Source organism: Pseudoalteromonas shioyasakiensis, assembly GCF_022398475.1.
Lineage (GTDB): Bacteria > Pseudomonadota > Gammaproteobacteria > Enterobacterales > Alteromonadaceae > Pseudoalteromonas.
This window is the reverse complement of record NZ_JAKEVM010000057.1, coordinates 1-25,252: the sequence shown is the minus strand read 5'-3', so window position 1 is coordinate 25,252 and position 25,252 is coordinate 1. Positions and strand designations below refer to the sequence as shown.

At 38.9% G+C, this 25,252-nt stretch carries 24 protein-coding genes; 5 read left to right on the top strand and 19 right to left on the bottom strand.

Features of this window, described 5'->3' with window-relative positions; translation table 11 throughout:
* Window positions 1-75 precede the first annotated feature (75 nt).
* Window positions 76-981: a gluconeogenesis factor YvcK family protein gene (locus L1D51_RS11585; RefSeq protein WP_055021332.1), complete on the top strand. Its 906-nt coding sequence runs from the start codon at window positions 76-78 to the stop codon at window positions 979-981.
* Here L1D51_RS11585 and L1D51_RS11580 read toward each other — a convergent pair.
* Window positions 946-1,278: an Hpt domain-containing protein gene (locus L1D51_RS11580; protein ID WP_239963712.1), complete on the bottom strand. Its 333-nt coding sequence runs from the start codon at window positions 1,276-1,278 to the stop codon at window positions 946-948. The two genes, L1D51_RS11585 and L1D51_RS11580, sit on opposite strands and share 36 nt — an antisense overlap.
* A 20-nt stretch (window positions 1,279-1,298) precedes the next feature.
* Here L1D51_RS11580 and L1D51_RS11575 point away from each other — a divergent pair, with 20 nt between their 5' ends.
* Complete coding sequence (locus L1D51_RS11575) at window positions 1,299-2,333, top strand: glycosyltransferase family 4 protein (protein ID WP_055021333.1); 1,035 nt, start codon at window positions 1,299-1,301, stop codon at window positions 2,331-2,333.
* Here the strand turns inward: L1D51_RS11575 and L1D51_RS11570 are convergent.
* From L1D51_RS11570 to L1D51_RS11505, 14 genes are all read right to left on the bottom strand, one after another.
* Window positions 2,302-3,756, bottom strand: a complete 1,455-nt coding sequence (locus tag L1D51_RS11570) for a sigma-54-dependent transcriptional regulator (protein ID WP_239963711.1) — start codon at window positions 3,754-3,756, stop codon at window positions 2,302-2,304. The genes L1D51_RS11575 and L1D51_RS11570 overlap by 32 nt on opposite strands.
* Window positions 3,757-3,859: 103 nt before the next feature.
* On the bottom strand, window positions 3,860-5,317 hold the full coding sequence (locus L1D51_RS11565) for a SpoIIE family protein phosphatase (protein ID WP_239963710.1): 1,458 nt from the start codon (window positions 5,315-5,317) through the stop codon (window positions 3,860-3,862).
* A gap of 8 nt (window positions 5,318-5,325) precedes the next feature.
* Complete coding sequence (locus tag L1D51_RS11560) at window positions 5,326-6,024, bottom strand: cellulose synthase operon protein YhjQ/BcsQ (protein ID WP_054561487.1); 699 nt, start codon at window positions 6,022-6,024, stop codon at window positions 5,326-5,328.
* Entirely contained in the window at window positions 6,021-8,087 is a 2,067-nt protein-coding gene (locus L1D51_RS11555) for an SLBB domain-containing protein (RefSeq protein WP_055021336.1), read from the bottom strand. Before L1D51_RS11555 ends, L1D51_RS11560 begins: the two co-directional genes overlap by 4 nt.
* Before the next feature lies 1 nt (window position 8,088).
* Complete coding sequence (locus L1D51_RS11550; protein WP_239963709.1) at window positions 8,089-8,946, bottom strand: OmpA family protein; 858 nt, start codon at window positions 8,944-8,946, stop codon at window positions 8,089-8,091.
* An 8-nt stretch (window positions 8,947-8,954) separates the two neighbouring features.
* Window positions 8,955-9,275, bottom strand: a complete 321-nt coding sequence (locus tag L1D51_RS11545; protein WP_054561490.1) for an STAS domain-containing protein — start codon at window positions 9,273-9,275, stop codon at window positions 8,955-8,957.
* Window positions 9,276-9,461: 186 nt separating this feature from the next.
* Window positions 9,462-11,273 (bottom strand): sugar transferase, encoded by a 1,812-nt coding sequence (locus L1D51_RS11540; protein ID WP_239963708.1) that lies wholly within the window; start codon window positions 11,271-11,273, stop codon window positions 9,462-9,464.
* 9 nt (window positions 11,274-11,282) lie between these two features.
* Entirely contained in the window at window positions 11,283-12,362 is a 1,080-nt protein-coding gene (locus L1D51_RS11535) for a glycosyltransferase (protein WP_055197159.1), read from the bottom strand.
* Window positions 12,359-13,834, bottom strand: coding sequence for a GumC family protein (locus L1D51_RS11530; protein WP_054561493.1), 1,476 nt, complete (start codon window positions 13,832-13,834; stop codon window positions 12,359-12,361). The genes L1D51_RS11535 and L1D51_RS11530 overlap by 4 nt, the downstream gene beginning before the upstream one ends.
* A 168-nt stretch (window positions 13,835-14,002) precedes the next feature.
* Complete coding sequence (locus L1D51_RS11525) at window positions 14,003-15,139, bottom strand: glycosyltransferase (RefSeq protein WP_239963707.1); 1,137 nt, start codon at window positions 15,137-15,139, stop codon at window positions 14,003-14,005.
* Window positions 15,136-15,846 carry an acyltransferase gene (locus L1D51_RS11520; RefSeq protein ID WP_054561495.1) on the bottom strand — a complete coding sequence of 237 codons (711 nt, stop codon included), beginning with the start codon at window positions 15,844-15,846 and terminating at the stop codon, window positions 15,136-15,138. Before L1D51_RS11520 ends, L1D51_RS11525 begins: the two co-directional genes overlap by 4 nt.
* A complete protein-coding gene (locus L1D51_RS11515) occupies window positions 15,839-17,203 on the bottom strand; it encodes an O-antigen ligase family protein (protein ID WP_054561496.1) in 1,365 nt (454 codons plus the stop codon). The genes L1D51_RS11520 and L1D51_RS11515 overlap by 8 nt, the downstream gene beginning before the upstream one ends.
* Entirely contained in the window at window positions 17,187-18,605 is a 1,419-nt protein-coding gene (locus L1D51_RS11510) for a lipopolysaccharide biosynthesis protein (protein ID WP_239963706.1), read from the bottom strand. The genes L1D51_RS11515 and L1D51_RS11510 overlap by 17 nt, the downstream gene beginning before the upstream one ends.
* Window positions 18,606-18,614: 9 nt before the next feature.
* Window positions 18,615-19,766: a glycosyltransferase gene (locus L1D51_RS11505; protein ID WP_239963705.1), complete on the bottom strand. Its 1,152-nt coding sequence runs from the start codon at window positions 19,764-19,766 to the stop codon at window positions 18,615-18,617.
* Between the two features lie 220 nt (window positions 19,767-19,986).
* Here L1D51_RS11505 and L1D51_RS11500 point away from each other — a divergent pair, with 220 nt between their 5' ends.
* Window positions 19,987-20,904: a glycosyltransferase family 2 protein gene (locus L1D51_RS11500; protein ID WP_055021345.1), complete on the top strand. Its 918-nt coding sequence runs from the start codon at window positions 19,987-19,989 to the stop codon at window positions 20,902-20,904.
* Complete coding sequence (locus tag L1D51_RS11495; RefSeq protein WP_239963704.1) at window positions 20,901-21,305, top strand: response regulator; 405 nt, start codon at window positions 20,901-20,903, stop codon at window positions 21,303-21,305. The genes L1D51_RS11500 and L1D51_RS11495 overlap by 4 nt, the downstream gene beginning before the upstream one ends.
* On the opposite strand, the gene L1D51_RS11490 is transcribed toward L1D51_RS11495, so the two are convergent.
* From L1D51_RS11490 to L1D51_RS11475, 4 genes are all read right to left on the bottom strand, one after another.
* Complete coding sequence (locus tag L1D51_RS11490; RefSeq protein WP_239963703.1) at window positions 21,278-22,192, bottom strand: endonuclease/exonuclease/phosphatase family protein; 915 nt, start codon at window positions 22,190-22,192, stop codon at window positions 21,278-21,280. The genes L1D51_RS11495 and L1D51_RS11490 overlap by 28 nt on opposite strands.
* 144 nt (window positions 22,193-22,336) lie before the next feature.
* Entirely contained in the window at window positions 22,337-22,771 is a 435-nt protein-coding gene (locus L1D51_RS11485) for an acyl-CoA thioesterase (protein ID WP_054561502.1), read from the bottom strand.
* 5 nt (window positions 22,772-22,776) lie between these two features.
* On the bottom strand, window positions 22,777-23,595 hold the full coding sequence (locus tag L1D51_RS11480; protein ID WP_055197175.1) for a M23 family metallopeptidase: 819 nt from the start codon (window positions 23,593-23,595) through the stop codon (window positions 22,777-22,779).
* On the bottom strand, window positions 23,588-24,445 hold the full coding sequence (locus L1D51_RS11475) for a 6-carboxytetrahydropterin synthase (protein ID WP_239963702.1): 858 nt from the start codon (window positions 24,443-24,445) through the stop codon (window positions 23,588-23,590). The genes L1D51_RS11480 and L1D51_RS11475 overlap by 8 nt, the downstream gene beginning before the upstream one ends.
* 207 nt (window positions 24,446-24,652) lie before the next feature.
* Between L1D51_RS11475 and fabA the strand changes: the two genes are divergently transcribed.
* Window positions 24,653-25,168, top strand: a complete 516-nt coding sequence (gene fabA / locus L1D51_RS11470) for a bifunctional 3-hydroxydecanoyl-ACP dehydratase/trans-2-decenoyl-ACP isomerase (protein WP_054553819.1) — start codon at window positions 24,653-24,655, stop codon at window positions 25,166-25,168.
* The last annotated feature ends 84 nt before the right edge of the window (window positions 25,169-25,252 follow it).

Here is a 25,252-nt window from a genome sequence, read left to right as displayed (position 1 = left end):
GTGTTATATAAATCCGAACACTTGGTACGGCCTATGCTAACTAAATATTAATCAAGTTTAACCAAGGTGACTGTTATGAAAATAGTATGCATAGGCGGCGGACACGGTTTATCCCATATGTTAAGTGCAATTAGACCTCACTGCGCCGAACTGACAGCTATCGTTGCAACCACAGACAACGGCGGCAGCACAGGTAAATTACGTCAAAGCCAAGATGTAGTTGCTCTTGGTGATATTAGACGCTGTTGTTTGCAATTAGCTGATAGTGACTCATTAATCCACCAAGTTTTTCACCATCGTTTTGATGGGGGTGAACTCAATGGCCACAGCCTTGGTAATTTAGCCTTATTAAGCTTAACCCAACAAACTAACTCAGCAACTCAAGCGGTTGCATGGTTCAATGCCATGTTGGGTAATTCAGAAACGATTCTACCCATGTCAGACGAGCCGACCGATTTACTAGCTGTTATGTCATCAGGCATTAAAGTATTTGGTGAATGCGATATTGATTCACAAGAAGAGCTCCCAGACTATTTAACGCTCTCACAAGATGTGAATGCTGCTCCTGGTGTGGTTCAAGCTATTGAAAACGCCGATATGCTAATAATTGGCCCTGGAAGTTTAATTACCAGTGTAATGCCTGCCATGTTAGTTGAAGACATAGCTAAAGCGGTGCAACAAACATCAGCATGCCGATTGTTTATCGAAAATATTGCCAAAGAAGCCAGCGTCATTAAATCGCTCGATATGCAACCGGTTGATTGGCTCGAAGGCATGCTTGGTTACCGGTTTTGTGACATGAGTATCTCTTTAGATGCGCTTAGTGAAATTGTGTCTCACTTTGACGATGTTGTTAAATCTCCAAACCAGCAGCACGACATTGAGCAGCTAAGTAATGTATTTGGCGAAATATTAAAAATGCCGTTAAGCCTAGAAGCTGAGGAACTAGTCAGTAGCAATCAAACTTTGCGCGTGAGTTAGCGTTTGTGCAAATTGGTCTTGCAGTAAGGCTATTAAGCTTTGTAGTTCATCGTCAAATTGTGATGCCTTAGCCTTTTGCTCAATTTGTTCTGCAAGGCCGCCTACGGCTAATGCCCCGTAACTACGGCTACTGCTTTTTAAACTGTGGGCATTTATTTCGATTTCATACTGTTTCGTTGCGTCAGCAAGATCAGCAACGATTTGGCGGGACTCAGTGATATATACCTGCAAAAGTTGTTTTGCTAGGTCGTCACCAACATCCTGTTGTAATTGCGTATAGGTCGCAGTATCTATCATGGTCTCACCTTGGAGTGAATATGAAATATAGTGTTATTTTATTCGTAGATTCAAGCTTAATTGGTGGCATCGAAAGCCATTTGATTGCCATGAGTAAGCTGTTAGAACGATATAATATTATGAGCTCGGTACTATTTTATCAAGATCATAATAACCGTGAATTATATAATCGCTTAGAAAATGCAAATATCACTTTCGGTTTTGCTGGCGGAAATTTAAAAAGCTTGAACGAAATACTAAAAATGTTTCCTCGCTCAGCGTTACTCCATACCCATGGGTACAAGGCAAGTATCATGGGCAAGTTAGTGTGTCGCTGGCAAAACCGCCCTTGTATTTCAACCTATCATGCCGGTGAAGCAGGCACGGGTAAGGTTTATTTTTACAATAAGCTCGACAAACTACTAAGTTACTTTTCACTTAACTTTGCTGTGTCTAGCAAACTCACCGAAGAGCTTTACAACGCTGAATTACTTGAAAATTTTATTCAGGTAAATGAATCTACTAAAGTTTTAGGTCTTAAACATAATAATGAATTAAACGTCGGATTTGTTGGTCGTTTATCTCATGAAAAAGGCCCTGACATTTTTATTGAAACAGCCAAGCGATTCAACACGGCAAACTTAAAATTTCATATGTTTGGTGATGGCCCTATGCTCAATGAGCTTGATATGTCAGCGGTGAGTTATCATGGACAGTGTGAGCAACAACAAATATGGCAACAACTTGATGTATTGGTGATCTGCTCTCGGGCTGAAGGTCTACCTATGGTGGCATTAGAAGCAATGGCACACGGGGTACTCGTTATTGCATCGCCTGTTGGTCAGTTACCTCAGATAATTAATCACCTATCCAATGGGTTAATGATGACTGAAAGTACAAGCGATGCTTTGCATAAACAGCTGAACAACGTAATTATGTTGAGTAATGATCAAAGAAGCTACATGCTAGGCAATGCACAAAGACTTGTTAAACAACGTTTTTCTGGAGAGCAGCAATTTAAGCAGCTAGATAGAGTCTATAGCTCTAGCTTACTTGCATCTCTTCCCAGCTTTTAATTTTACGATAAATCGTAGATGGACTCACATCCAAAAGAGCTGCAGCTTTAGGAATATTGTTATCACAAGCATCAATGGCTTGCTCAATATAACGTTTTTCTACCAACCAAAGCGGTTCAATATCGGCTTGAGAAAATGCTGTTGCAACTTCGCTGATAACAGGAGTGGCTTCAGTTGATGGCGATGTAAAGCTTTGTGACGGCATCACCTCCGAGGCTACAGTATTAACAGTTGCTGCTACTGGTTGTGATTGATTTTGTGCGTTTGGTAGTGCTGGTATCATACTCGCTTCAATGTAAGATTCATCATGCAAAACAAGAATGTTACGTATGGTGTTTTCTAATTGGCGAACATTACCAGGCCAGCCATAGCTCAAAAATAGATTTTTAACGCCTTCTGACATGCCTTTGTAAGCACGGCCTTCTTCTTTACTTATTTTTTTAAATAATGCATCGGCAATTTCGATCACATCTTTGCCACGCTGATTCAACGGTGGTAAGGCAATAGGGATAACATGTAGGCGATAATATAAGTCTTCACGAAAACGGCCTTCTTGCACTTCTAATAATGGGTCGCGGTTGGTGGCGCACACAAAGCGCACATCTACTTTAACTTCTTTTTCGCTGCCTACCTGCTGGTAACAACCGGTTTGAATAAAGCGCAGTAGCTTACTTTGTAAGTTGATGTCCATTTCACATAGTTCATCTAAAAACAACGTACCACCATCAGCTTGGCCAGCCGCCCCTTCACGATTGGCAATCGCGCCAGTGAACGCCCCTTTTAAGTGACCGAATATTTCACTTTCGATTAGATCTTTTGGTATTGCTGCACAGTTAAGGGCTACAAAGGGTTTATTCGCACGCGGTGACGCTAAATGTACCGCACGGGCGCACAGTTCTTTACCGGTACCACTTTCACCAGTAATAAACACTGTGGCTTTACTTGCCGATGCTGATTTTATGATTTGGTAAACAGATTGCATTTCTGATGAGCTACCAATCAAATCATAGTATTTACCGTTCTCGTAAGTTGTTTGATAGCTTTTGACTGTTTGTTTTAAATCTTTAAGTTTTAATGCGTTGTTTACTGTAATGCGAAAACGATCTGCTTCGATTGGTTTTTCTAGAAAGTCACTGGCACCGAGTTTAATGGCTTTGATTGCCATTTCTTTAGTGGCATGCCCTGTTAAAACAATCACTTGTGGAGCTGAGTCAGGGTCTAAAGAGGATAATATATCTAGCCCGTTCATATCTGGCAACATAACATCTAAAATCACTAAATCAGGCTCAAACTCCTGCAGAGCAACGACGGCTTGTTCACCATTGTAGGCAATGCGTGTTTCGACCCCGGTTGGGATCAAATATGATTGGTACATCAGCGCTAGCGATTCTGTATCTTCAACAATGAGTATTTTAGGTGGCATTACAGACTTCCTTTATTATCGTTTTATGCTGAGATAAAGTGATTATTTAACAGTTCCTTATTAGTAGCTTAGTGCGTATTTGACCGGTTTGTAAACTCAAACTTTAGTGTTTATTGATCACAATTAACGAGGCATCGTCTATTTCAGCAGATAACTCAACTTGGCTTCCCTGCCAAAGTGCATAAGCAAGCTCTTCACTTTGCACATTTTCGTCAGTTAATTTAGTAATAATTTGGTATACATCGCTTAATTGCTGATTATCAAGCCAACCATCGGTGAATAATAAAATGTGTTCAACGTCATTTAAGTCATAACTATAATGTTGATAAACATGATCATCACTAAGGCCAAGCAAGGGATCAGTGCCGCTTAGCTGGATCAATTTACCATTTTTGGTTATCACACAGGGGGCTGGATGACCTGCGTTAAACCAGTGAAGTGTGTTATTTTCAATAAAACTTATTAGTAAAGTGACTAAACTAGTTTTACATAACCGCTGTTCATAAAGGGCTTGGTTCAAGGTTGTTAAAACATTTCTTATTGGTATTTCTGTCGCTAAACAGCCACTTAAAAAGCCCTTTATGGCAAAACTTTCTTTTAGTGCTGTTATACCGTGCCCCATCATATCGCCAATGATCACAGGTGCTTGCTGCTGGTGGGGATACAAACAAAAATCTCCCCCATTTTGGCTGATAATTGAGCCAAAATTATAGGCATTAAACTCCCCTATTTTTTGCCTTGTTTGCATGCGCTCTTCGTTAATTAAATACTTTAATGCAGAAAAACGATGAACAATGCGCTCAATACTCTGCAATAAGCGAGTTTTGCTAACGGGTTTTACTAAATAATCATCAACCCCTAACAGGTTTATACGTTTTATAAGTTCTTCACTGTCATCACCTGTCAGCATAACCACAGATAAATTAGTTTTTAGGTTGGATTGATTGAGCTTTTTAAGTAAAGGCTCACTAGTACCATTTTTAAGTTTATGATCGAGCAATAAAATTGTTGCCCCAGAGGTGAGAATTTCTTGCCACCCCGATTCACTATCCTCACAGCAAATAACCTGAAAATGCTCAGATAAATAAGCATTCAATAAAGCAAGTTGTGCCTTATCATCATCTATGTAGATAAGCGTGGGTCGTTTATCGATATTGGTTAAACAAAAAGAGAATGTATTCTGCTGGCCAACAGTTTTATAACAAGCGTTTGGAAAGTAATGCTTGATGAGCGCCACCCCCATACCCCCTTCAACTAATTCACCACAGTCTAATTGCCAACCTGATGGTTGTTGATTAAATAAATCATAGCTTGGCATACTGTCTTTAAATTCAATTAGCAGCTGTTTATCGGGCAGTTTATGCATAGCAAACTGCACATGCATTGACGTTTCTTGGCTATGGCGTAACAGATTAGTTAGGTATTCGGTTGCTACTAACCCTGCTGCATCTATATCTTGATTTTTAACACTGATCGCCGTCAAAACATGTTTTAAAATATGGCGAATCTCACTGACTGTGGGCCAATCTAGACTAAATGATTTTTGATATAAGCAGTCCATACAGGTTCTCAATAAGGTAAAAACAACCAGCGCTGTTTAATAACTTTGTTTAATAAGTACTCTGTGAGTTTAGGCCATTTTGGTTGAAACGCTTTGAGCGTTTTCACGATGCGGCTACCCAATGGAGCAAACTGATGCTGCGCAACAACAATCTTTACGTTATTGACGCCTGCGTGTTCAAGATTTGCCATACCGTGACATAGAGCTTCTTCGTCGTTATAACCAAGCGATACCGTTAAAAATGTCAGTTCGGTACATAAACTAAGCGCATGCAGCGGTACATTGCCCCGATTACATTTAAGAGCTGGGCTCATATCTAAAAATATATAGTCATATTCTTGTTTTATGCGTTCTATTGCATCATTTAGTACGCTTTTGTTTTTCACCGATTCAAGCTCTTTAAGATGCGCCATGGTGAGCAGGTCTACCTGTTCAGTATTGATGATATTCAGCTGACACGAAATATCGCTGAAGCACCAAGATTCTGGTTTTTTTGGTTCATCAAACTTAAATGGATTTAACGGATTTAAGTCGATTATAAGTACTTTGGCGGCTTGCAAACTTAAGCGCTGTGCAACACTCGCACAAAGTGATGTAGAGCCTTCGTTGCCGGTTAACGAAATAAAGCAGATGCAACGGGCTTTACTGTTATCTATTTCGTTACACACGGCTTCAAGTTCTTGGTATTGCGCTGGTATTAGTTTCATAAGCCCACCACTAAAGCTACAACAGTAATAAAATCTAAGAAGTTTGATTTAAACTGGCTCATTAAATCTTGGCCTTTGTCTGGTACATACAGGGTATCGCCAGCACGTAACACAGGGATATACGCTGAGTTAGGGTTTTTAACGAACTCTTCTAAATCAAATACACGAGACTGCTCTTTACAGCATGAATGATTTACCACCACGATTTTGTCGATAAGCGCTGAGCTTGATGGGCCGCCCGCTTCTGCAAGTACATCAAGTACGGTCATAGTGTCATCAAAGCTATAACGACCAGGCTTTTCAACTGCGCCCATGATGCGAACTACTTGCTCTTTTGGCGTACGTAACCAGTCTTTATCTTTTTCTGGGATATAGATGGTATCGCCCGGTAAAACGTGTGGAAATAAAGTTTCATCACCGGTTTCAAAATACAGTGCAAGGTTTAATTTGCTGACTCTTGCTGTATTGCCGTTACGATGAGTAATACGAATATTGCGTAAGTCAGCGTTATCTGTAGGGCCATCAGCAGCGGCTAAAATGTCGATAAAGTGCATATTAGTATTAAATGCATAGCGACCTGGTGAGCCCACTTGCCCCATAATGTAAATAGACTTGCTTGATTCTTGACGGATCCATTGAGATTTATTGTCTGCAGGGTCAACTGGTAACTCTTCAACAATAATGGTATCGCCAGCCATTAAATTTGGCAGTTCATATTTGCCAGAATCATTAATAGTGTATTGCTCTAAATCGAAACGTTTGGTCACCTCACCGTTTCTTACAATTTTAATATCATTGATATTGGCACCTTTAGTTGGGCCGCCGGCATGCGCAAGTAAATCGGTAAAGTCCATTTCAGGGCTCCACTCATAACGGCCCGGAGATAAAATGGCACCGATAATTTTGATGGCACGTTTTGGCGGTACTTTTAACCAGCTTTTTTCGTTTTGATCGGTTTTCTCTGGTACAAAAATCACATCGCCTGGGTTAAGGCTTGGCACTTTTACTGTGACTATGCCTTCGCTGTAACCTTGTAAGTCAAATAAGATGCTTTCGCCTGCTGGAGTTAAGATTTTAATCTGACGAGTTTCTGCAAAACGGGTTGGGCCACCTGCATTAGCCAGAATATCTAAAAAGCTGGTGCTTTCGCCTGCTTCATAAGCGCCCGGCTTTTGTACTTCGCCCATGATATAAACTGTTCTTGAAGTGGTATTTACATCATCAACCATGATAGGCACATAAATAGTAGAACCCGCTTTAAGCTCTGGCATAGTGTCGTTATTAGGTTTATCTAAATACGCTTTTAAATCGAACACGACTGGGGTTTTATCAACGATAACGCGAATTTTGGTTACATCTGCATAGCGGGTTACACCCTCAGCACGCATTAGCGCATCAAGTACACTCATGTTTTCTTTAAATGAAAAGCTACCAGGATTGTGCACCTCGCCAAGCAAAGTAATAGCACTGTTGTCACTTGCATCACCTGATGCACTTAAGGTTTGTGCATCAAAGTCAATTTGTACGTTACCTAACAGCGGAGACACAGGCACAAAGACCGTGTCAGCGCTTTGTAATGCAGGTAATAAATCAATGTTGCCTGAGTCTAAGTAGGCTTTATAGTTAAACTCAATCATCTCGGTGCCACGGCGAATTTGTAAACGGTCTAATTGAGCGCCTGGTTTTAAGCCGCCTGCACGGGCGATGACCATTTGAATGTTGCCATCTTTAGGAATACTTACTTGTGATGGGTCGTTTACATAGCCCATAACATTGATAAAAATATCTCGTGAATGAATTTCGACATAAAAGTCATCCATCGCCACATACATTTCACTTAATGCTGTGCGTAGCTGGCTTTGCACATCATCTAGCTGTAAGCCTGCTACTTTAAAACGACCTAGCTCTGGTAAGGTAATAGCACCTTCTTTATCAACTTCAAACGGTTCGCTAAATTCAGCTTCGCCTGGTAGGTATAAGTAAAGTTTATTACCGACTTCAATCTCTTCTGCGAAAGTAGGTAACGCGAATATAAGTAAGCAAAGTAAGATTAACTGTTTCATGTTATTGCTCCTTAGGACCATTTAAGATTTTGGTCCAGCTGGATAATGCATGTTTTTGTTTAGTGGCTTTATCGTCACTCATGTCGATAATAATTGCCTCTACTCGTCTATCTGAATGACGTTTTGAGCGTGAGTCAGGTTCGTCGCTGTACGGTGTTAGACTACCTTGCGTTAAGGTTGTTATTGTTGCTGGGTTTACACCATAAATACCTAGCCAGTGTTTTACTGTTTCGGCACGCTTAAGTGCTAACTCATAGTTGTTTTGTTGCTGACCACTAATGTCAGCATGACCAACAAGCAGTAAGTTAACCTCATCAACTTGTTTAATTAAGTCAGCCGCTTGTGCTAAGCGTGTGATGTATTTAGGAGTAACCTGAAAATCATTTAACGAAAACTGGTTATCACTATTTAAAAGCTCAGTGATCTGGTCTTTGAGTGATGCTGTCATGTTTTTTTCAGTATCAGTAACGCCTGCACATTGGCTCATCGCATTAACAGTTTCAAAGTGCTTCGAAAGCTGATTTAAACCGTGATAGTGAATCAATAAATCATGCTCAGCATCAGACCACATTTGCGCTGCTATTAGACGTCTTATACGGTTTTCGTAAATTTGTGCTTTTAGCAATTGCGCTGGCATACATTGCTGTATCCCTTGTGCTTTTAATAAATCTAACTTTAAAACATGATGTTCAAATTCGCTTAGCACCACGGTTTCTTGTGTGTCGTAAATCATCTCGTGTTGTTCATCAGTAAGCGGATAATTTTGATATTTTTCAGCCCAGCCTCCTTGCCCCTCATCAGGCCAAGAAGCACATCCACCAAGCGTTAGCAAAATGATTGTAAATAGTATGTGCTTCATAAATCACCTCACGCGATATCAGCTTGTTCGATGAATGGAATCGTCTTATCAACTCTTAATAGACTCATTAATTTGTGTGGTTGCCCAGACACATTAAGCAGTGATAGTTTTTGCCCTTTTTTCTCAATCCGTTTGTATAGGAACACCATGGCACCAATGCCAGATGAATCAATAAATGTAGTAGAGCTAAAATCGAGTACCACACTTTGCTGTTTGCCGTGTGCAACTTCTTCAAACTGATCTTTAAAGCCATCGACGGCTAGACCAGAAAAGTCACTAGGTAGTGAAATTAGTTTGGTATCGTTAGAAAATGATGTGTTGTTAGCCATGATCTTCACCTTAGTTAAATTGGTTAGTCATAGTAACTAGTACAACTAAAATGCCAGTTTATAAGGTGTTGAAATTTAAAGGTTAAATGATGGAGCGATGCATAATGCAATTAACTTTTTACTGTTAATTTGCATTATGCAACGTGATTTGCTTAATTTATTTGGTAAAAAAGACGTGGATTGGAATCACTGCCCTTTGCCAGTAAAGATAACTTGTAATGTTTTAACCACAATTGAAAACTCAAGCTTCGCCCAAGCACGCGGTGATGACATACTCAGTGAATAGGCGTAATCCCAGCCAATTTTACTGCGTGCATCGTCAATGGTTTCATCGTAGCCGTTCATCACTTGAGCAAGACCAGAAATACCTGGTTTAACCCCGTAAGTACGCTGGCAAAAATAAGGAATGTCTTTTTCTAATTTACCATAAAACACAGGGCGCTCTGGTCTTGGGCCAATTAATGACATCTCACCTTTAAGCACATTAATTAATTGCGGAAGTTCATCAATTCGTGTTTTACGCATAAAGCGCCCTACTGCCGTTATTCTTGGATCATCTTTACTGGCCCACACAGCACCAGAACGTGACTCAGCATCAACCACCATAGAGCGAAACTTATAAACATAAAATAACTCAACGAAGTCATCTGAGCTTTCACCCACTCTAAGTTGCTTAAAGATGATAGGACCTTTAGATGTAAGCTTTATAGCCAGTGCTGCAATTAAACAAACAGGCCAAACTAGACTTAGTGCAAATAAGGCACCTGCAATATCTAAGCTTCTTTTGATGACTTTAATAACAGATTTGGTTTGTGCTTTACTCGCAGATTTTACACGTTGCCAAGGGGTGTCGAAGTAACCTTGTTCATAACGAATGATCCCCCAAAGTGCTAAAAAGTAGCTATTTAAGATGTAATTAACTTTATCGACGATAGGAATGCGTCTTTTAAAGGCGAATATAGTTTTAACCGCTTGCAGTGTGTGAAGCGATAAAATGCCTGTAGCAATCAATTGTGACCATACAGATTGTGTGACGATAGCTTCTATAAATACACAAGCATAAATACAGGCTAAAATAATTGGCATAACCCCACGTAATACTTTGTGCGAGAAAAAGTTCATACAAGTCCAACCTAAACGCGGGTTAAGTAATAAAAGCAGCGCTTTTATTTGTTGCCAATTACCGGCACCTAATCTTACTCGGCGTTTATAATCTTCACTTTGCTCATCACATTCGCGCTCGTAAATGACTACGTCTTCATCGACAATGGCTTTACCGCCTTTACTTAAAGCTTTCATTGATAGCACGAAGTCGTCGTTAATGGTGTTTTTTTCTAATTCATTTGCATACTCAGCGCGCATTGCAAACATTGCCCCAGGTACGCCAATCACAGCGCCAAGGTTTGACTCGGATTTTTTCACTTGGTTTTGGTACTGCCAGTAGGCTTTTTGCGCATCTGGTGCATTTTCATCTAAGGTGTAAACACCTGTCGAAATTGCCACTTGCGGATCACTAAATTGCTTAGCTACTTTGTTTAATGCATCAATACTCAATAAAGCACTAACATCAGTGAACAGTAAAATATCATTGTGATATTTTGCCATCCCCATCAAGGTATTTAACCCTTGTACTTTCCCTTGGTTTTCATCACGATGGTGAAAATAGCACTGCACGCCTTGCTTATGTAATACCTGCTGTGCTTTAAGAGCTTGTTGATAGCTTTTATCGGTGCAACCATCAAAATAAACATGAATAGAATAATGATGAGTGTCATAAACTAGTGATGCTAAGTTATAAAGCTTTTCTGCAATATGCTGTTGTTCATTGTAAGCACACATCAAAACAGCAATATTCGGTGTGTAGCTGTCATCAAAAACGGTTTGCTTGCTTGGTTTTTGCTTTTTGCTTGCAACACACTTTAGTAATAATGGGTAGCCAATATGATGATACGCAGCAATACACATTAAAATGATAAATAATGTAGTAAAAATAGTCATGGTTGGCTCCTACACTGCTAATGCAGAATATAAATTATCGTATTTACTACTCATGGTTCTTGCATCAGCGACTGCAATAGCATGATGACGAATGCAAAGACCATGTGGCAGTTTACATGCTCTCAAAATAGCCGGTGCAAGCTTGTTAAACTCGTTCAAAGACACAAGCTCACCTTCGTTATCGGTGACAACTTCATGAATTCCACCTACATCAGACGCTACAACTGGAATACCACATGCCATGGCTTCAATAATCGATAATGGCAAACCTTCACGCTGTGAGTATAAACACATCACGTCGATACTCGAATAAAAGGCTCGCATATCGTGAACGTTGCCTAAAAAGTGCACACGCTCGTTAAGCCCTAAATTACGTACCAAATTCATTAAAATGACTTTTAGATCGCCATCTCCAGCAAACACCATATGGTAATCTTCAGGTAAGTAATGCAATGCATGAATAAGATCTTTGTGTCCTTTACCTTCAATTAACCTTGCAGCACAGCCAACTAGCTTAACTTTGTGGGGTAAATTGAGCTGATTTCTGGCGGTTGATTGATTAATTGCGACAAAATTATCGCAATCTATGCCATTTAAAATGGTGCGCTCAGGAATAATTGCTGTTTTAGCTCTAAATTCATCAGCAACAATACGTGCATCTGCGACCCAATAAATATTCGTTAACGAGTTAAGTAACTTAGTGAAAGTACATTGCTTAACGTTATTTAAATACCAGGCATCATGAATTGTTGATATATGACGAACCGAATCACCGGTCAACGCACAAGCAAGGCCGGCATAAATAACAGGACCAACATGATGACTGTGAATAATATCGATATCATGCTCTTTTATTAATGCCTTTATCTTTGCGATAACAGAAATACTCACGCCTGGTTTTTTGTTTAAACAAATAACTCGATGGCTATATTGTTCAAGCTCTGGCCATTGCTCAAACGCAGATTGCCTGTTTCCTTCAAGAGAAACAATAATACTAGAGCTACTAAATTGACTATTTTTGAGTAAAGTAATTGCCATTTTTTCTAGGCCACCTACTTGTAGGTGTTGAACTAAGTGCATGACATTCATGATTTATCTCCTTCAATATTTCCGAAGTTAGTTTCGGCATTGACGATAGGAAGTACTGTTACCACCTCTGCGCTGGTGAGTTTTTCGATGGTTTTAATATCTTTTAAGTGACTGTCACAAAGTGCAGCAACAAATACGCTTGCACTACCTGTGAAAATCCCAAGCACAATGCCAACGATAACGGTCATCAGCATTGAGGTATTGATAGGTTGTGTTGGGCTATAAGCTCGCTCGATAGTTTTAACTTTGTCTGGTCCTTCGTATTTCACTAATTTGCCCGTAACTTTGGCCATTTCGTAACGGCTCAGCATGTCTTTATAAAGTGACTGTTTAACATCGTAATCACGCTCTAGTTTACGTAATTGTTTTTCTACATCACTGGTTACTAACAGACGTTCACTGACTAGCTGAACTTGCTCTTCGAGCATTGCAAATTCTTGTTCTTGCTGAAGTAAATTATTACGGGCCTCTTCAAGCGCAAGAAGTTGTGAAACTAAAACGCTGCTCTCTTTACCATCACCAGAAGGAAGCGTATTAACCATTTGCCATAACTGATCAAGATTCGTTGTGTCTAGCTCTTCACTAGATGCTAACAGCGCCTGTTGGCGGCTTTTTAAATTTGCAAGGGTGCGTTTTTTCTCGATAATTTTGCTATGTTTATCGGTATAGCGTGTTCTCAAAAGACTTAACTCTGATTCAGTACGAATTATCTTTTCTTCTAAATTGCCTAAAATTGGATTGGCTTGCCCTACTTTACTCACTAAGGCATTCAGTTTTGCTTTAGCCCCTGAAAGAGCAATCAGCTTTTGTTGTTTTTCGCTTAGTAAGCTGTCGAAGGTTTGGCGATTGCTATGTAAAACATCGGGTAAGGTGTTACTGTTTTTGGTTTTAAAATCAGCAAGTGCCTCTTCAGATAACTCAAGTTCTTCGCGTAAACTATCCAGCTGCTTAAAGAAAAACTGCTCAGAAGTATCAAGTGATGCCTTTGTTGGTGCTAATAAACGTTCAATAAATTTTTCTACCACCTTTTCAAGCACTGGCTTCATTTGTGATTGGTCATGCCAAATAAAGTTAATGCGGACCAGCTCATCACCAATTAACGAAAGTGATAGTGCTTTAGATAGTTTTTGATGGATTTCTTCAACTTGCTTTGGCGTAGCATCTTCAGCTATTAACTGGGTTTCTTTTGCTACTGCAATAAGTACCTTGCGGCTGATAACTAAGGTACGCAGTGCTGCCATACGGTCAGAAAGCTGAAACGAGAAAGACAGATCATCTAAGTAAGGATTAAGTAGTGCTGACTCTTCAATTAAGATGGTAGCGTGATTGGTATATTGTTTTTGAGCAGATAAACCAAGTGCAATGACGACGATTGGCACAATGCAAAACGGAATAATAAAGAGCTTAATACGCGTGTAAAGCGCATAAAGCCCTAAATAAATTAACCGTTTGATCTGCTCTTTAACTAACATACTTTACCTTTTGCTTTGCATTTTGCGAAATTGCTCGGTTTTAATTTGCAAATTGATAAAAACAACCGAGATTTCTATAGATAGTTAGTTAATTGCAGTTAATGAGCCAAAATGAAAAAGCCGCATCTTGTAGCGATACAAGATGCGGCTTTGGGTTGAAAGGTTTATTTAGCAAAACCTAAGTTGTTTACAGACTAGCTTGGCTTTTGCTTGCCAGCTATGATCACTTGCCTGCTGAGATTGGTTGGCTCGCCAATTTAAGTTGTTTGATTTACTTAGGCTTACAGCATAGTCTAATCGCTCAATAAAGCCCTGGTGGTTGTCTGCTATTAATATGGTCTCTTGGTACGGATTAACCGCAGCAAAGCGTGTTGTCACAATTGGTGTGCCTGTGGCTATGTATTCTTTTAATTTAAGTGGATCACAGGCCCTGATCTGCTCATTATCAACAAATGGCAAGATAGATACCTGCCAATGCTGAGAAAATGAAGCTAAACGATCATGCTCTACAGCCGGTATATGGGTTACATTGTCTAACTTGAGTAGATCAGAGAAGTCTTCGACAAGGTGGCCTATCAATACTAATTGATACTCAGGCCTATCTTTAGCTAGCCTTAACAATAAGGCTTTATCAAGCCAAGCATTCAAGGAACCATAGAAACCAATAATTGGTTTGCTGATTTGCTCAAGTTCAACGGCTTTTGTGGTTTGCGTGGTAAAAAGCTCTAAATCGACACCATGAGAAAGCATTTTAACTTTAGATTTAGGCATTTTGTTGGCAAGAAACTCACTCACAACATAGATGGTGTCAGCTTTTTCGATAAGGTCACTTTCAAAAGGCGCGACCATTTTATGATCAACCCCCGCAAGTGCAGAGAAGTCATCACCACAATAATAAATTACCTTATCTTGCTCTCGCGGTGAAATTAGACTAATTGCAGTAGGCACACTAAGCCAATAAACAATTGGCTCATCATCTATGAAACCTTTTCGATTAAAAATCCATTTATTAAATAGCCTTACTATAACGTTATCGTGCCAGGGTAAAACCGCTAATGTGTGTGATGTTAAATTAATGTTTTGGCTAGTATTCGTTGTTTTAGCATTTGACCCTGTGCGCTTTGATAAAAAAAAGCTTTTTAATTTATTAAAAACTCGTTTCACATCAATCAAGCGAAATGTTGGTTTTCGCATACCAATCGAGTTAATCCAAATAACCTGATGTTGTTTTGATAGTTGTTTAAATAGGTGCTGTGTACTACTTGGGTGACTTTGCCAGTCTTCACCGAATACAATAAATTTCATAGCGTCCCCTCCAGCTGTTTAACAATTTTTGCTGGATTGCCAGCAACAATAGTATTTGCTGGGACATCTTTAGTAACTACCGCGCTTGCAGCAACTATAGCACCCTCGCCTATTGTTACACCTGCAAGCACAGTTGCGCCGGTGCCTATCCAAGCGCCTTGTTTGATAATGATATCGCCAACTTGGCATTCATCATCAGGCTCACCAAGAGCACGTCTTTCAGAGTTTAGAGGGTGACCAGGAAAACCAGCTAAAAATACCCGACCTGCAAGGCGAACATCATCTTCTAAAACAATTTTTCGACCAACAGAAAACGCATTCTGCCAACCAATATCTACATTACTGCCAATTATAAGTTTGGGTGTGTTATTACCATGACTACGCCCACAAAAAGTACTGATGCCACTAATTCGTGTGTTGTCATTACAGCTAATTTCAAGTTTTCCTAAAATTTGCGGCATACCAGAATATAGGTATAAATTTGCTTTTGAACCCTTGATTTGGCTTTTAAATAGTGGTGTGTAATAAAAAATGCGCCCTAGCTCACTCACTACTGTTTTAACCAATAAATGCAATTTATATATAAATGAATGAATACCTGGGATAACCCACATTTGCGGATTGCGAATCGATTTCGCAAATTGAAAAAGTGATTTTGCAAATGGGCTGTCACTTGATTTAAGCCATTGTTTAATATTTTCACTCATGTGAGCTCTCCCTTTGTTTATCGATTACAAGCTTTTCTAATGCAATAGTTAAAGCAAGAATGATATAAATAGGCCATGTAAATGCCTGAGTTAAAAAGGTGCCTGACACCATAAAGCCAATTAGGCCGCCCTTTAGAGCTTTCGCATTTACATCTATTTGTTTGTCATTAATCTGTTTATTCATTAAGAACACACGGTTCAAGGTGCGATAAATACAGGCAATCACTAATACAAAAATGCATATTCCTACGATTCCCGTTTCACCTAATACCTGAAACCACGTACTGTGTACTGCATGATTCTTGCCATCCCAATGAGGGCTGTAGAAATAGTAATTAACGACAAAGTTATTAACCCCAACCCCTGTTAATGGATTATGTATTGCCATATTGATTGCAGCTTGCCATGCGTAAATACGGCCCATAGCAGATTCATCAACACCGCCCTCATGGGAGCCGCCACTTTGTCTATCTGCAATACCTGCAAAAGCAACCATGGCTAACATGCCCACGGCACCAATGCAGCCGACCACTACAGGATTTTTAACTTTTTGGTAAATAAAGAAACTAAGTACAGCAGCAATGCCAAGTAAGCCTCCTCGGCTTTGTGTTGCAATAACACCGCTGATTGCGATAACTAAGCAAATAAATGCAATGATGCGTCTAAATTTATGGGCACTTGAATCAAATACTTCAGCAGCTAAAAAAGACACGGGAAACATCATTACAAGTGATAAATCGTTAGGATCACCAAGTTGTGAGCGAAGTTCTCGCGAAATAGTGACGCGGGTACCTTCTACTAGGCCAATACCATTCATTTTGTTACTCAGGGCAACTAAAGCAATGGCGGCACCTGAGATCATGATGCCAATTCTAACCACATTAAAATGCTTTAATGTGCTCATCCACCACGAGATTGCAAATACCATAATGAGTACTTTTGTTAGTACACCTGACCAGTACTCCATCGCTAAACCCCGATTTGAGGCACTAAAAACGCAAACAGTCAGCCAAATAAACCAAACAAAAAATATCAGATGATTGGTATGCCAATGTGGCTTTAATTTTTGTGAGATAAACAGGTGCCAAGCTATTCCCAATAGCGACGCAAGCGCGAGTAACTTAGGAATTTTAAAAGGCATTAAAAAAGGAAAAGCTTCGTGTAATCTAAAGTAGCTAAATAAAATAAACAAAATTATAAAAGCCACACTTACCTTTACTGCAGTGAAAGCGGCAAAAGGTAATAGCAGCAATGCAAATACTGCTATCGGGCCCAAAATGGCATAGGTAACAACCACAAGTAAGGTTACTAAAATGCCATTAATGAATAACTGATTTTGTTTATAGTAATTGAGCATAGTGATGCTCCTTCATTAAGCTTTTTATTACTTGCTTAATTAATGCTCTATATTGATAAGCCATACCAACAATATAGATAAAACATACAATCCATTTAGCCAAACTTAGTTCGCTAAACAGTAAAGTGATCAGTGTTATAGAGCCTAATGCTAACCAGCTTGGTATTAATGCTGCAAAATTTAGCTTTAGAGGTTCGAAATGCTGACTAACTGAGTAAAGGCAAACTAATTTAAAACTTTGCATAATGATTAGCGCCAAAATAGCGCCTTCAACACCAAGTTTTGGCACTAAAAAGTACAGCAGGCTAAGGCCTAAAAGTGCCGTAAAGAAATTTATAATTGATACAAACACACCATTTTTATGCATGTAGCAACCAATATTAAAAATATCGCTGTGATGGCGTATGGCAACAACAATAATCAACAGAATCAGCCAGCTATCTTTGCCATGGTATTCAGCAGGAAGTACTGAGTTTAATGCGATTGGTGCCAATAAACTCATTAAAACACACATAGCTAAGCCTGCATTTAATGAGGTTATTGCATAATTTTGATATTGCGTTTTATCTTGCTTAATTAAGCTAAAACGTTTGGCGAACCACCAAAGCCTAATCGGCTCAAATGTGAACGAAGTTATAATGGCAAATTGCGCTGCAACGTAATAACTCGCTAAAACATTCTCGTTAAATTCGGCAACGATAAACCAGTTTTCAGCCCCATTACCGGCATAAACAAACAAACCTGATGCGATAATTGAAGTTAAGAATACAGTCTGTGATTTTTTTATTCTCCAGCTAAAGCGAGAATAGCTCACTTTAAGTGCACTTCGCATATCACTTAAGGTTAAACACATAATAATGAACGTGCAGACAACACCTGAAACCATTACACCGGTTACATTAAAACCAAGAAATAACAAAGTGATTGTTAAACAAGTTTGTATGACAGCATGCGCAATACTATAAAAACAATACTTTTGCGCGTAACCAAATAACCGGTAGTAGGTGTACGGGATAGCAAGTACCGAGGCAAAAGTTAAATTTAAAATAAGTAACCTAAAATCAATCACCTTTATTTGCGCAGGTAAGGTTGCAATAATTTGCTCGCTAAATATAAAGCTACAGCCTAAAAAAAGCGCACTAAAACAGATTGTTAATACCAGAGAGTCTCTAAATAACGCCATTTTTTCACGAAAAGATGGGTACTGTTGTTTTAGTAGTAGCTCAGGTAAACCAAGAGAAACCACTAAAGAGCATAGCGCTGACATGGTTACTAAGAAGTTCAGCTCACCAAACTCGCTCTTCTCTAAAAAGCGAGTTGTAATTGGTAAAAGTAAAAAGCCAAACCCTTTTACTGCAAAAATAGCTAAAGCAAAGTAACCAATTTGTTTTAAGTTACTCATAAAACCTCCCTATAAAGATTCAACCCATTTGGAAAGTTGCTTAGCTTGCTTAACTGCGTTGTAATGCTCGTTAACATGTTGCTTAGCATTTTGACCAAGTAGATAACGCTTATGTGGAGATAATTGGTGAAATTTATAAAGCATTTTGCTGAGTCCTGAGATACTACCTGGCATACATTTCATACCAACACTTGGGGTTACAATTTCGTTTGCTCCCATTAAGGTGGTTGTGAGAACAGGAAGGCCACAAGCCATGGCTTCTTTTAAAACTAACGGGCCTGTATCACGGTCGCCATTTTCTGCGACACAAAAAGGGGCGATAAGCGCAGAATAGTAAATCAGGTTTGAGCTAACCCAGTCATGAGGTTTTTCGCCTAGAAAACGGATAGATTTACGAATACCAAGCTCTTCAGCCATATACATTAAATCGTTAAGCATTGGCCCGTCCCCTACTATATCTAGGGTTATACCAAACTCTTTTGGAATATGCTTAAGTGCCGGTAATAGGAATTGCAGCCCTTTCTTTTCGACTAGACGACCGATAAAAATTAAACGAACAGATTCATTTAGGGAGGATGGTACAAACTTAAATTGGCTAGTATCGATACCACAATGCAACAATTTAACATTGCTCTTCGAAAAGCGTTTAAATTGCATAGCCATTTCTTCACAAACCGCTATTGAAAAATCACAAAGAGCTAATTTGGGTTTTAAGTCTGCGTTGTTTACGTAAACATCATGGCCATGACCAATAGAAGATACTGTAATGTCTGCAAGTTTTGCCGCAACGATACCGTATGCAAGAGGCCCATGCATAAAATGGCAATGTAAATGATCTATCTTTGCAGCTTTTATATAACGTGCAATTTGATAACCATAAGCAAGCAAGGATTGTGTTGAAATTGATTTAAATTGAGCTGCAGTATGCGTTGCCCTTGCTAACTTATAAATGTTAAACATAAAAGGTAAGATTGATTTAAAAGCAGGCTTAGTGATTTTTTTAACTTCAATGGCACTGGTTAAGTTAATCATCACACTGGTTTTTTCAAATGTAAGAACTGTCACCTTATGCCCTGCATTTAGAAGAGCTTTAATTTCCGTTACAACAAATGTTTCAGATGCAATTGGAAAGCTTGGAACCAAAATAGCAATGTGCTTCATAAAAACGCTCCTATAAAAACTGTTATAAGAGCTATGGCAAGTTCCATACCCAGCAAAAAAACCGAAATATTCCCGAATTGAGATAAAAAATTACCGAAGATTTGCAAAATGCAACGCACAAAGAGAAAAGGCTGAGTAATTTCACAGAAAATACAGATTTAAAGCTGGCGTCTAAATTGCGTATCCTTTACTACGTGAAGAAATGCTATTGGAGCATATTATGAACAGCCAAGTCAGTATTATCATTCCTAACTACAACTGTTTGCAGTATCTAGATACCTGTATTAACAGCATTTACCAGCAAAAAAATGTTAATTTCGAAATTATTATTGTTGATGATGGTTCTACAGATGGCAGTAAAGAATACCTTGAGCAACTTGCTGCTGACAAAAGTGAAGTACGCATATTTAGCCAACAAAGAAAAGGCGTTGTCGCTGCTCGTAACCTTGCAATTACGCAAGCAAAGTCAGAGTACGTAGCTTTTTTAGATGCAGATGATTATTGGTCAGCCGATAAACTTGCAGCTCAGTTAGCATTTCATAAAAAACATCCAGACTGTGTTTTAAGTTTTACTGACTACATGCATTTTAATGAAAACAACGAAGATATAATTGGCTGTTTTGATTATTGGCCCGAATTTAAATGCAATAAAGAAAACACAGACTTCCAGTTTCTAGATAATCCAATAAGCCAAATGATCACAACCAATATCGTTGGGACTTCGTCGGTCATGGTTAAACGTTCAACCATTGTTGATGTGGGTGGTTTTGACAATAAGTTAAGTAGCGCTACCGATTTAGATTGCTGGTTAAAAATAGCAAAAAAAGGTTATGTAGGTTATTCAACGCTGTGTGCAATGCACTATCTAATGCGTGCTAACTCTATAACATCAAATAGAGAAAATAGACTAGCGGCTATGGTTGAAATTATTAATCGTAACCAATCTGTTGTATCAAACAATGAACTTAAAAAAATCAAAGCACGTTTAAGTGAATGTTATGGCGAGTTCTATCGTGAACTTGGTCAGTATTCAAAAGCACTTATGTATTCGAATAAAGCCTTTTGGCTATTCCCTCATAAACGAAACTTTAAACATATGCTCTATGACTTGAAGCACTTATTTGGAGCACATTCATGAGAAAAAACATTGTAATCATCGATGATGATGAAGCAATTTTAAGGTCGCTAAAACGATTATTAGGTACTAATAACCATGTAATTTGTTTCAGCGACCCTCTATCGGCAATTGAGTATGCGAAACAGTACCCAATTAGTTTAGTCATTTGTGATCTGTTGATGCCTGCAATCAGTGGTTTTGCTGTTTTAGAGGACATTAAATTGCTACAGCCGAACTGCTCTCGCCTTTTGATTACCGGCTATGCAGAGCTAGAAGCTTCTAAAAGTGCGCTTAACAATAATATAGCTAATATGATTACCGCAAAACCTTGGGATAACTTTGAGCTAACTATGCTTGTTGATATATTAATTGAAAATAGTCACCTTAAATTTAATCAATCCGTAGAAAATGTGAGTTCATAGTGCAGCAGTTTGTGGTCGCTGCCGTTTACAGAGTTAACACCAACATTAGATAAAGAAACATCTTCACTCACTAAACAATGATCTATTGGTAAACCCAAAACTTTTAAATCACTTAGCTGGTTTTTTAAAGACCAAGATGTATAAAAACCTGCGTGATTAAAACAACTGCTTTTAATACTCATAAAGTATCGTGACCAAGGTACTGTATTAAAATCACCAGCAACTAACCAACTCCCCTTTAACTTTTTAATTTCTGAAGCAACTTCACTTAAAACTAAGTTTCTCTGACTCCACAAATTTTGAGTTCTAGGTGATGGAGGATGTAAAAACACACTATTTAACATAACGTTATTATGTAAAAAGCTAAGCTTTACGTAGCCAAGCTTAGGATTATCAAAGCGTTTAATTTGCCTTTGTACGATTGGAAGTTTTGATAGAACAATAATGCCAAATGGCGCCCCTTCAACTTCAGCATAACCAAATAAATGATATTTAGAGTTTAGCTCATCAAGCACATGCCGCTGCGTATCATTGAATTCAAACAGTACTAAGATATCATTTTGCGCATTTATAAATTGGCTAGTGATGATATTTGCTAAGTTAGGGTTACTATATTGCAAATTTACCTGGGCGATTTTGATATCTGTGTTTTGAGTCGCTTCAGGTGATGAGTAAGGTTTAAAATGAAATAGTACTAAGCAAATACTTAGAGCAATTAAACTGAGAGATAGTTTTTTGTTCCACCACAACAAAAAAAATGTAGGTAAAAAACTACATACAATCAGCAACCCTCGTAAAGCGGCCGCCAAATCGAATAAGTAACCATCGAATTGATTAAATGCTAACACTAATATAGCTATATAACAGAATAAAAATATTAAACGCATCGCTCCCCTCCTCTGATAACTTATAGCTGCATATTTTGTTCCTTGCTGAGATATGCTTAAATCAAATATAGTATGATGTGTTCTTCTTGTGTATTAAATTAAGCACCCGAAGGTACTTAATTTATTTAAAACTCACTGTAAGTCTTATTCGAATCCGTTGATCATTTTGTCGCACACTACCGGAGTTGGTCTGTGGTTATCATCAACAGCAACAAACGTAAAGCTACCAGAAATAGCTAAGTGTTTATCGTCTTTGTGCATTGTTTCTAAGAAGATTTCAACATCTACTTTAAGGCTAGTGTTACCTACGTGTACAACTTTAGAAATAAGCTCTGCAAATGTACCAGCCGGAATGGCTTCTTTAAAATCAACACGGTCAGACGAAATCGTTACAAGTGGCTTACGGCAAAAACGTGTAGCAGCAATAAACGCTACTTCATCCATCCATGCCAACGCGTCACCGCCAAACAAAGTATTGTGGTGGTTAGTACGGCCAGGAAAAACTGTTTTTGTTACCGACGTTGTTGAGTCAGCAATACGCTTTGCAATAATAGCGTCACGATCGATTTGTTGTGTCATAGTCTCTACTTTTTATTAGCTAATGTGTCTTGCATCATTAGCGCAGGGTCAAGGCGTTCATTTTTCCAATTAAAACGCCAGTCTAAATGAGGGCCAGTTACGCGACCGGTCGCACCGATCTCGGCAATTTTATCGCCACGCTTAATTTCGTCACCTACTTTTACATCTAATTTGCTTAAATGAATATAAGTAGAGGTAACACCATGGCCATGGTCAAGAATCAGGGTACCACCAGAGTAATATAAGTCAGCATCAGCAAAAACAACTGTGCCGCTCACTGGTGCATACACTGGGCTACCCGTTTTATTAGCAATGTCTAAACCAAAATGCGGACGGCGGGGTTCACCATTAAAGTAACGCTGGCTCCCATAAACACCTGAAATGCGCCCCGTTGCCGGCTTATAAACAGGGTCTAAAAAGTACCTTAAGTCAGAATTGACTTGCCTAGCTTTACGTACAGCTACAGCTTCACGGCTAATACGCTCAGACACTTCTTTTGGTGGCGAAACATATTTTTTTGCTACACCGGTGATTTTATCAATTTTGTAATCACGCTTAGTGATCACAATTGCTTGTTCGTGGCTTACACCAGCACTATCAACCCAAGAAAGGCTATGGTTTGTCTTGGCATCACGACCAAAGCCAAATACAAACTCACCATTTGTTGAAAGCTTAAGAGGCTCACCATTGAAGCTAACACTTTTAGCGCCATCAATTTGGCCTGTTACTAAACCACCTTGAGTTAAATGTCCTTTTAATTCAACAGCACTTGCAGTTAAAGAAAACAATCCTGCAAATGCTGCTATTAATAATCCTTTAAGCATAACTGATTGACCCCTTGCCAACCCCTTCGTAAGCTGTAATTTTAACTTCTGAATCAGGGTATTGGTTTTTAACTTGTGAACTTAAGTAGTCTGCAATGCACTCAACCGTAGTATCGCAAGGTAAAATGTCGCAGCGTGATTTGTCTATCGCCATTTCAAAATAGCCCTGCTGTGATGTGTAAGCAAAGCACACATCGTTCTCTTGTGCAGTTACATGCTTAAGGTCTGATTTATTGATTTCATCTTCAGCTGTTGCTAGATAAATGTCTTCCCATTTATCTGCCCACTCTTTTTGTAAGCGAGGCATAGCCATACCATCAAGGCTAATACCAATCTGAGAGCGATGACCATGAATAATACGCTGACAATTACCATCGTGCTTTTTAAGACCATGGCTGTAATGATAATAAAAACTTTGGCTATGCTCTGGGTATAAATTAATTTCAATCTTTTCGATGTTGCTAGGGAGCTCAGGCATAATAGTTTTAATTAAAAACTCAGTTACAGATTTTTCATCAATAACATCAGCATCGATTAAACAGTATGCTTGGTTAGGAGCACTCATAGCTAAGTGATAATTATCACCGAAGTGACAATCTAGCACGCTGTGCTCAGCATGCTGTTTTAGTGAACCGTTTAGAGAAGCTGGCACAGCAAGTTTATGGTCGATACAGTTATCAATAATGCCCTTGATTTGCTTTTTAACTAAGCCAAAATCAAGCACCATCGACTCATCATTTAATTGACCGTGCAGAGTTAAATCCACAATCCAGCTCTCGCCAACTGCGCCGCGTTTATTACACAAGTAAGAAAAATCAATCACTGTCAGTGAGTTTACAAAAAGGATCATAAATTTCCTTTAGACTGGTTAAAGAATCACAGCAATTATAATGATTTTTACTTCACAATGCGCGGTTTTATCTCCCTTTATCAGCGACAGTTTAATTAAATGGTCATAAAACAAGCTAAAAATAGCAAATAATTAACTGCTCCGAGTTGTTTAGCGTACAAGTGTACGCTAAAGTACGGGGCAATTTCTAAGCGATGAATGAGAGTTATGGAACCTAAAAACAGCTATACAAAAGAAGAATTGGTCCTTTGCGGTCAAGGTGAAATGTTCGGTGAAGGCAACTGTCGTTTACCAAGTGACAACATGCTAATGATGGACCGCATTATCTCTATCACTGCTGATGGTGGTGAGCACGGTAAAGGCCAAATCGTTGCAGAACTAGATATCAACCCTGATCTTTGGTTCTTCGACTGTCACTTTAAAGGTGACCCAGTAATGCCTGGTTGTCTTGGTCTTGATGCTATGTGGCAATTAGTTGGTTTCTTCCTAGGTTGGTCTGGTGGTCCAGGTCTTGGTCGTGCACTTGGTGTAGGTGAAGTTAAATTCACTGGTCAAATCTTACCAACAGCTAAAAAAGTAACTTATCGTTTAGACATGAAGCGTGTTATTAAACGTAAATTATTCATGGGTATGGCTGATGGTACTGTAGAAGTAGATGGCCGCGTAATCTATGAAGCAAAAGATCTTAAAGTAGGTCTTTTCCAAGATACATCTGCGTTTTAATCTTTAATTTAAGATACAAAATAGCAGATACAAAAAAGCCCCTAAATGGGGCTTTTTTGCGTAAATAAGGTGCCTATATTAAGT

Coding starts and splice junctions, on each gene's coding strand:
- L1D51_RS11585 (WP_055021332.1), top strand. CDS start 76: ATGAAAATAGTATGCATAGGCGGCGGACACGGTTTATCCCATATGTTA.
- L1D51_RS11580 (WP_239963712.1), bottom strand. CDS start 1,278: ATGATAGATACTGCGACCTATACGCAATTACAACAGGATGTTGGTGAC.
- L1D51_RS11575 (WP_055021333.1), top strand. CDS start 1,299: ATGAAATATAGTGTTATTTTATTCGTAGATTCAAGCTTAATTGGTGGC.
- L1D51_RS11570 (WP_239963711.1), bottom strand. CDS start 3,756: ATGCCACCTAAAATACTCATTGTTGAAGATACAGAATCGCTAGCGCTG.
- L1D51_RS11565 (WP_239963710.1), bottom strand. CDS start 5,317: ATGGACTGCTTATATCAAAAATCATTTAGTCTAGATTGGCCCACAGTC.
- L1D51_RS11560 (WP_054561487.1), bottom strand. CDS start 6,024: ATGAAACTAATACCAGCGCAATACCAAGAACTTGAAGCCGTGTGTAAC.
- L1D51_RS11555 (WP_055021336.1), bottom strand. CDS start 8,087: ATGAAACAGTTAATCTTACTTTGCTTACTTATATTCGCGTTACCTACT.
- L1D51_RS11550 (WP_239963709.1), bottom strand. CDS start 8,946: ATGAAGCACATACTATTTACAATCATTTTGCTAACGCTTGGTGGATGT.
- L1D51_RS11545 (WP_054561490.1), bottom strand. CDS start 9,275: ATGGCTAACAACACATCATTTTCTAACGATACCAAACTAATTTCACTA.
- L1D51_RS11540 (WP_239963708.1), bottom strand. CDS start 11,273: ATGACTATTTTTACTACATTATTTATCATTTTAATGTGTATTGCTGCG.
- L1D51_RS11535 (WP_055197159.1), bottom strand. CDS start 12,362: ATGAATGTCATGCACTTAGTTCAACACCTACAAGTAGGTGGCCTAGAA.
- L1D51_RS11530 (WP_054561493.1), bottom strand. CDS start 13,834: ATGTTAGTTAAAGAGCAGATCAAACGGTTAATTTATTTAGGGCTTTAT.
- L1D51_RS11525 (WP_239963707.1), bottom strand. CDS start 15,139: ATGAAATTTATTGTATTCGGTGAAGACTGGCAAAGTCACCCAAGTAGT.
- L1D51_RS11520 (WP_054561495.1), bottom strand. CDS start 15,846: ATGAGTGAAAATATTAAACAATGGCTTAAATCAAGTGACAGCCCATTT.
- L1D51_RS11515 (WP_054561496.1), bottom strand. CDS start 17,203: ATGCTCAATTACTATAAACAAAATCAGTTATTCATTAATGGCATTTTA.
- L1D51_RS11510 (WP_239963706.1), bottom strand. CDS start 18,605: ATGAGTAACTTAAAACAAATTGGTTACTTTGCTTTAGCTATTTTTGCA.
- L1D51_RS11505 (WP_239963705.1), bottom strand. CDS start 19,766: ATGAAGCACATTGCTATTTTGGTTCCAAGCTTTCCAATTGCATCTGAA.
- L1D51_RS11500 (WP_055021345.1), top strand. CDS start 19,987: ATGAACAGCCAAGTCAGTATTATCATTCCTAACTACAACTGTTTGCAG.
- L1D51_RS11495 (WP_239963704.1), top strand. CDS start 20,901: ATGAGAAAAAACATTGTAATCATCGATGATGATGAAGCAATTTTAAGG.
- L1D51_RS11490 (WP_239963703.1), bottom strand. CDS start 22,192: ATGCGTTTAATATTTTTATTCTGTTATATAGCTATATTAGTGTTAGCA.
- L1D51_RS11485 (WP_054561502.1), bottom strand. CDS start 22,771: ATGACACAACAAATCGATCGTGACGCTATTATTGCAAAGCGTATTGCT.
- L1D51_RS11480 (WP_055197175.1), bottom strand. CDS start 23,595: ATGCTTAAAGGATTATTAATAGCAGCATTTGCAGGATTGTTTTCTTTA.
- L1D51_RS11475 (WP_239963702.1), bottom strand. CDS start 24,445: ATGATCCTTTTTGTAAACTCACTGACAGTGATTGATTTTTCTTACTTG.
- fabA (WP_054553819.1), top strand. CDS start 24,653: ATGGAACCTAAAAACAGCTATACAAAAGAAGAATTGGTCCTTTGCGGT.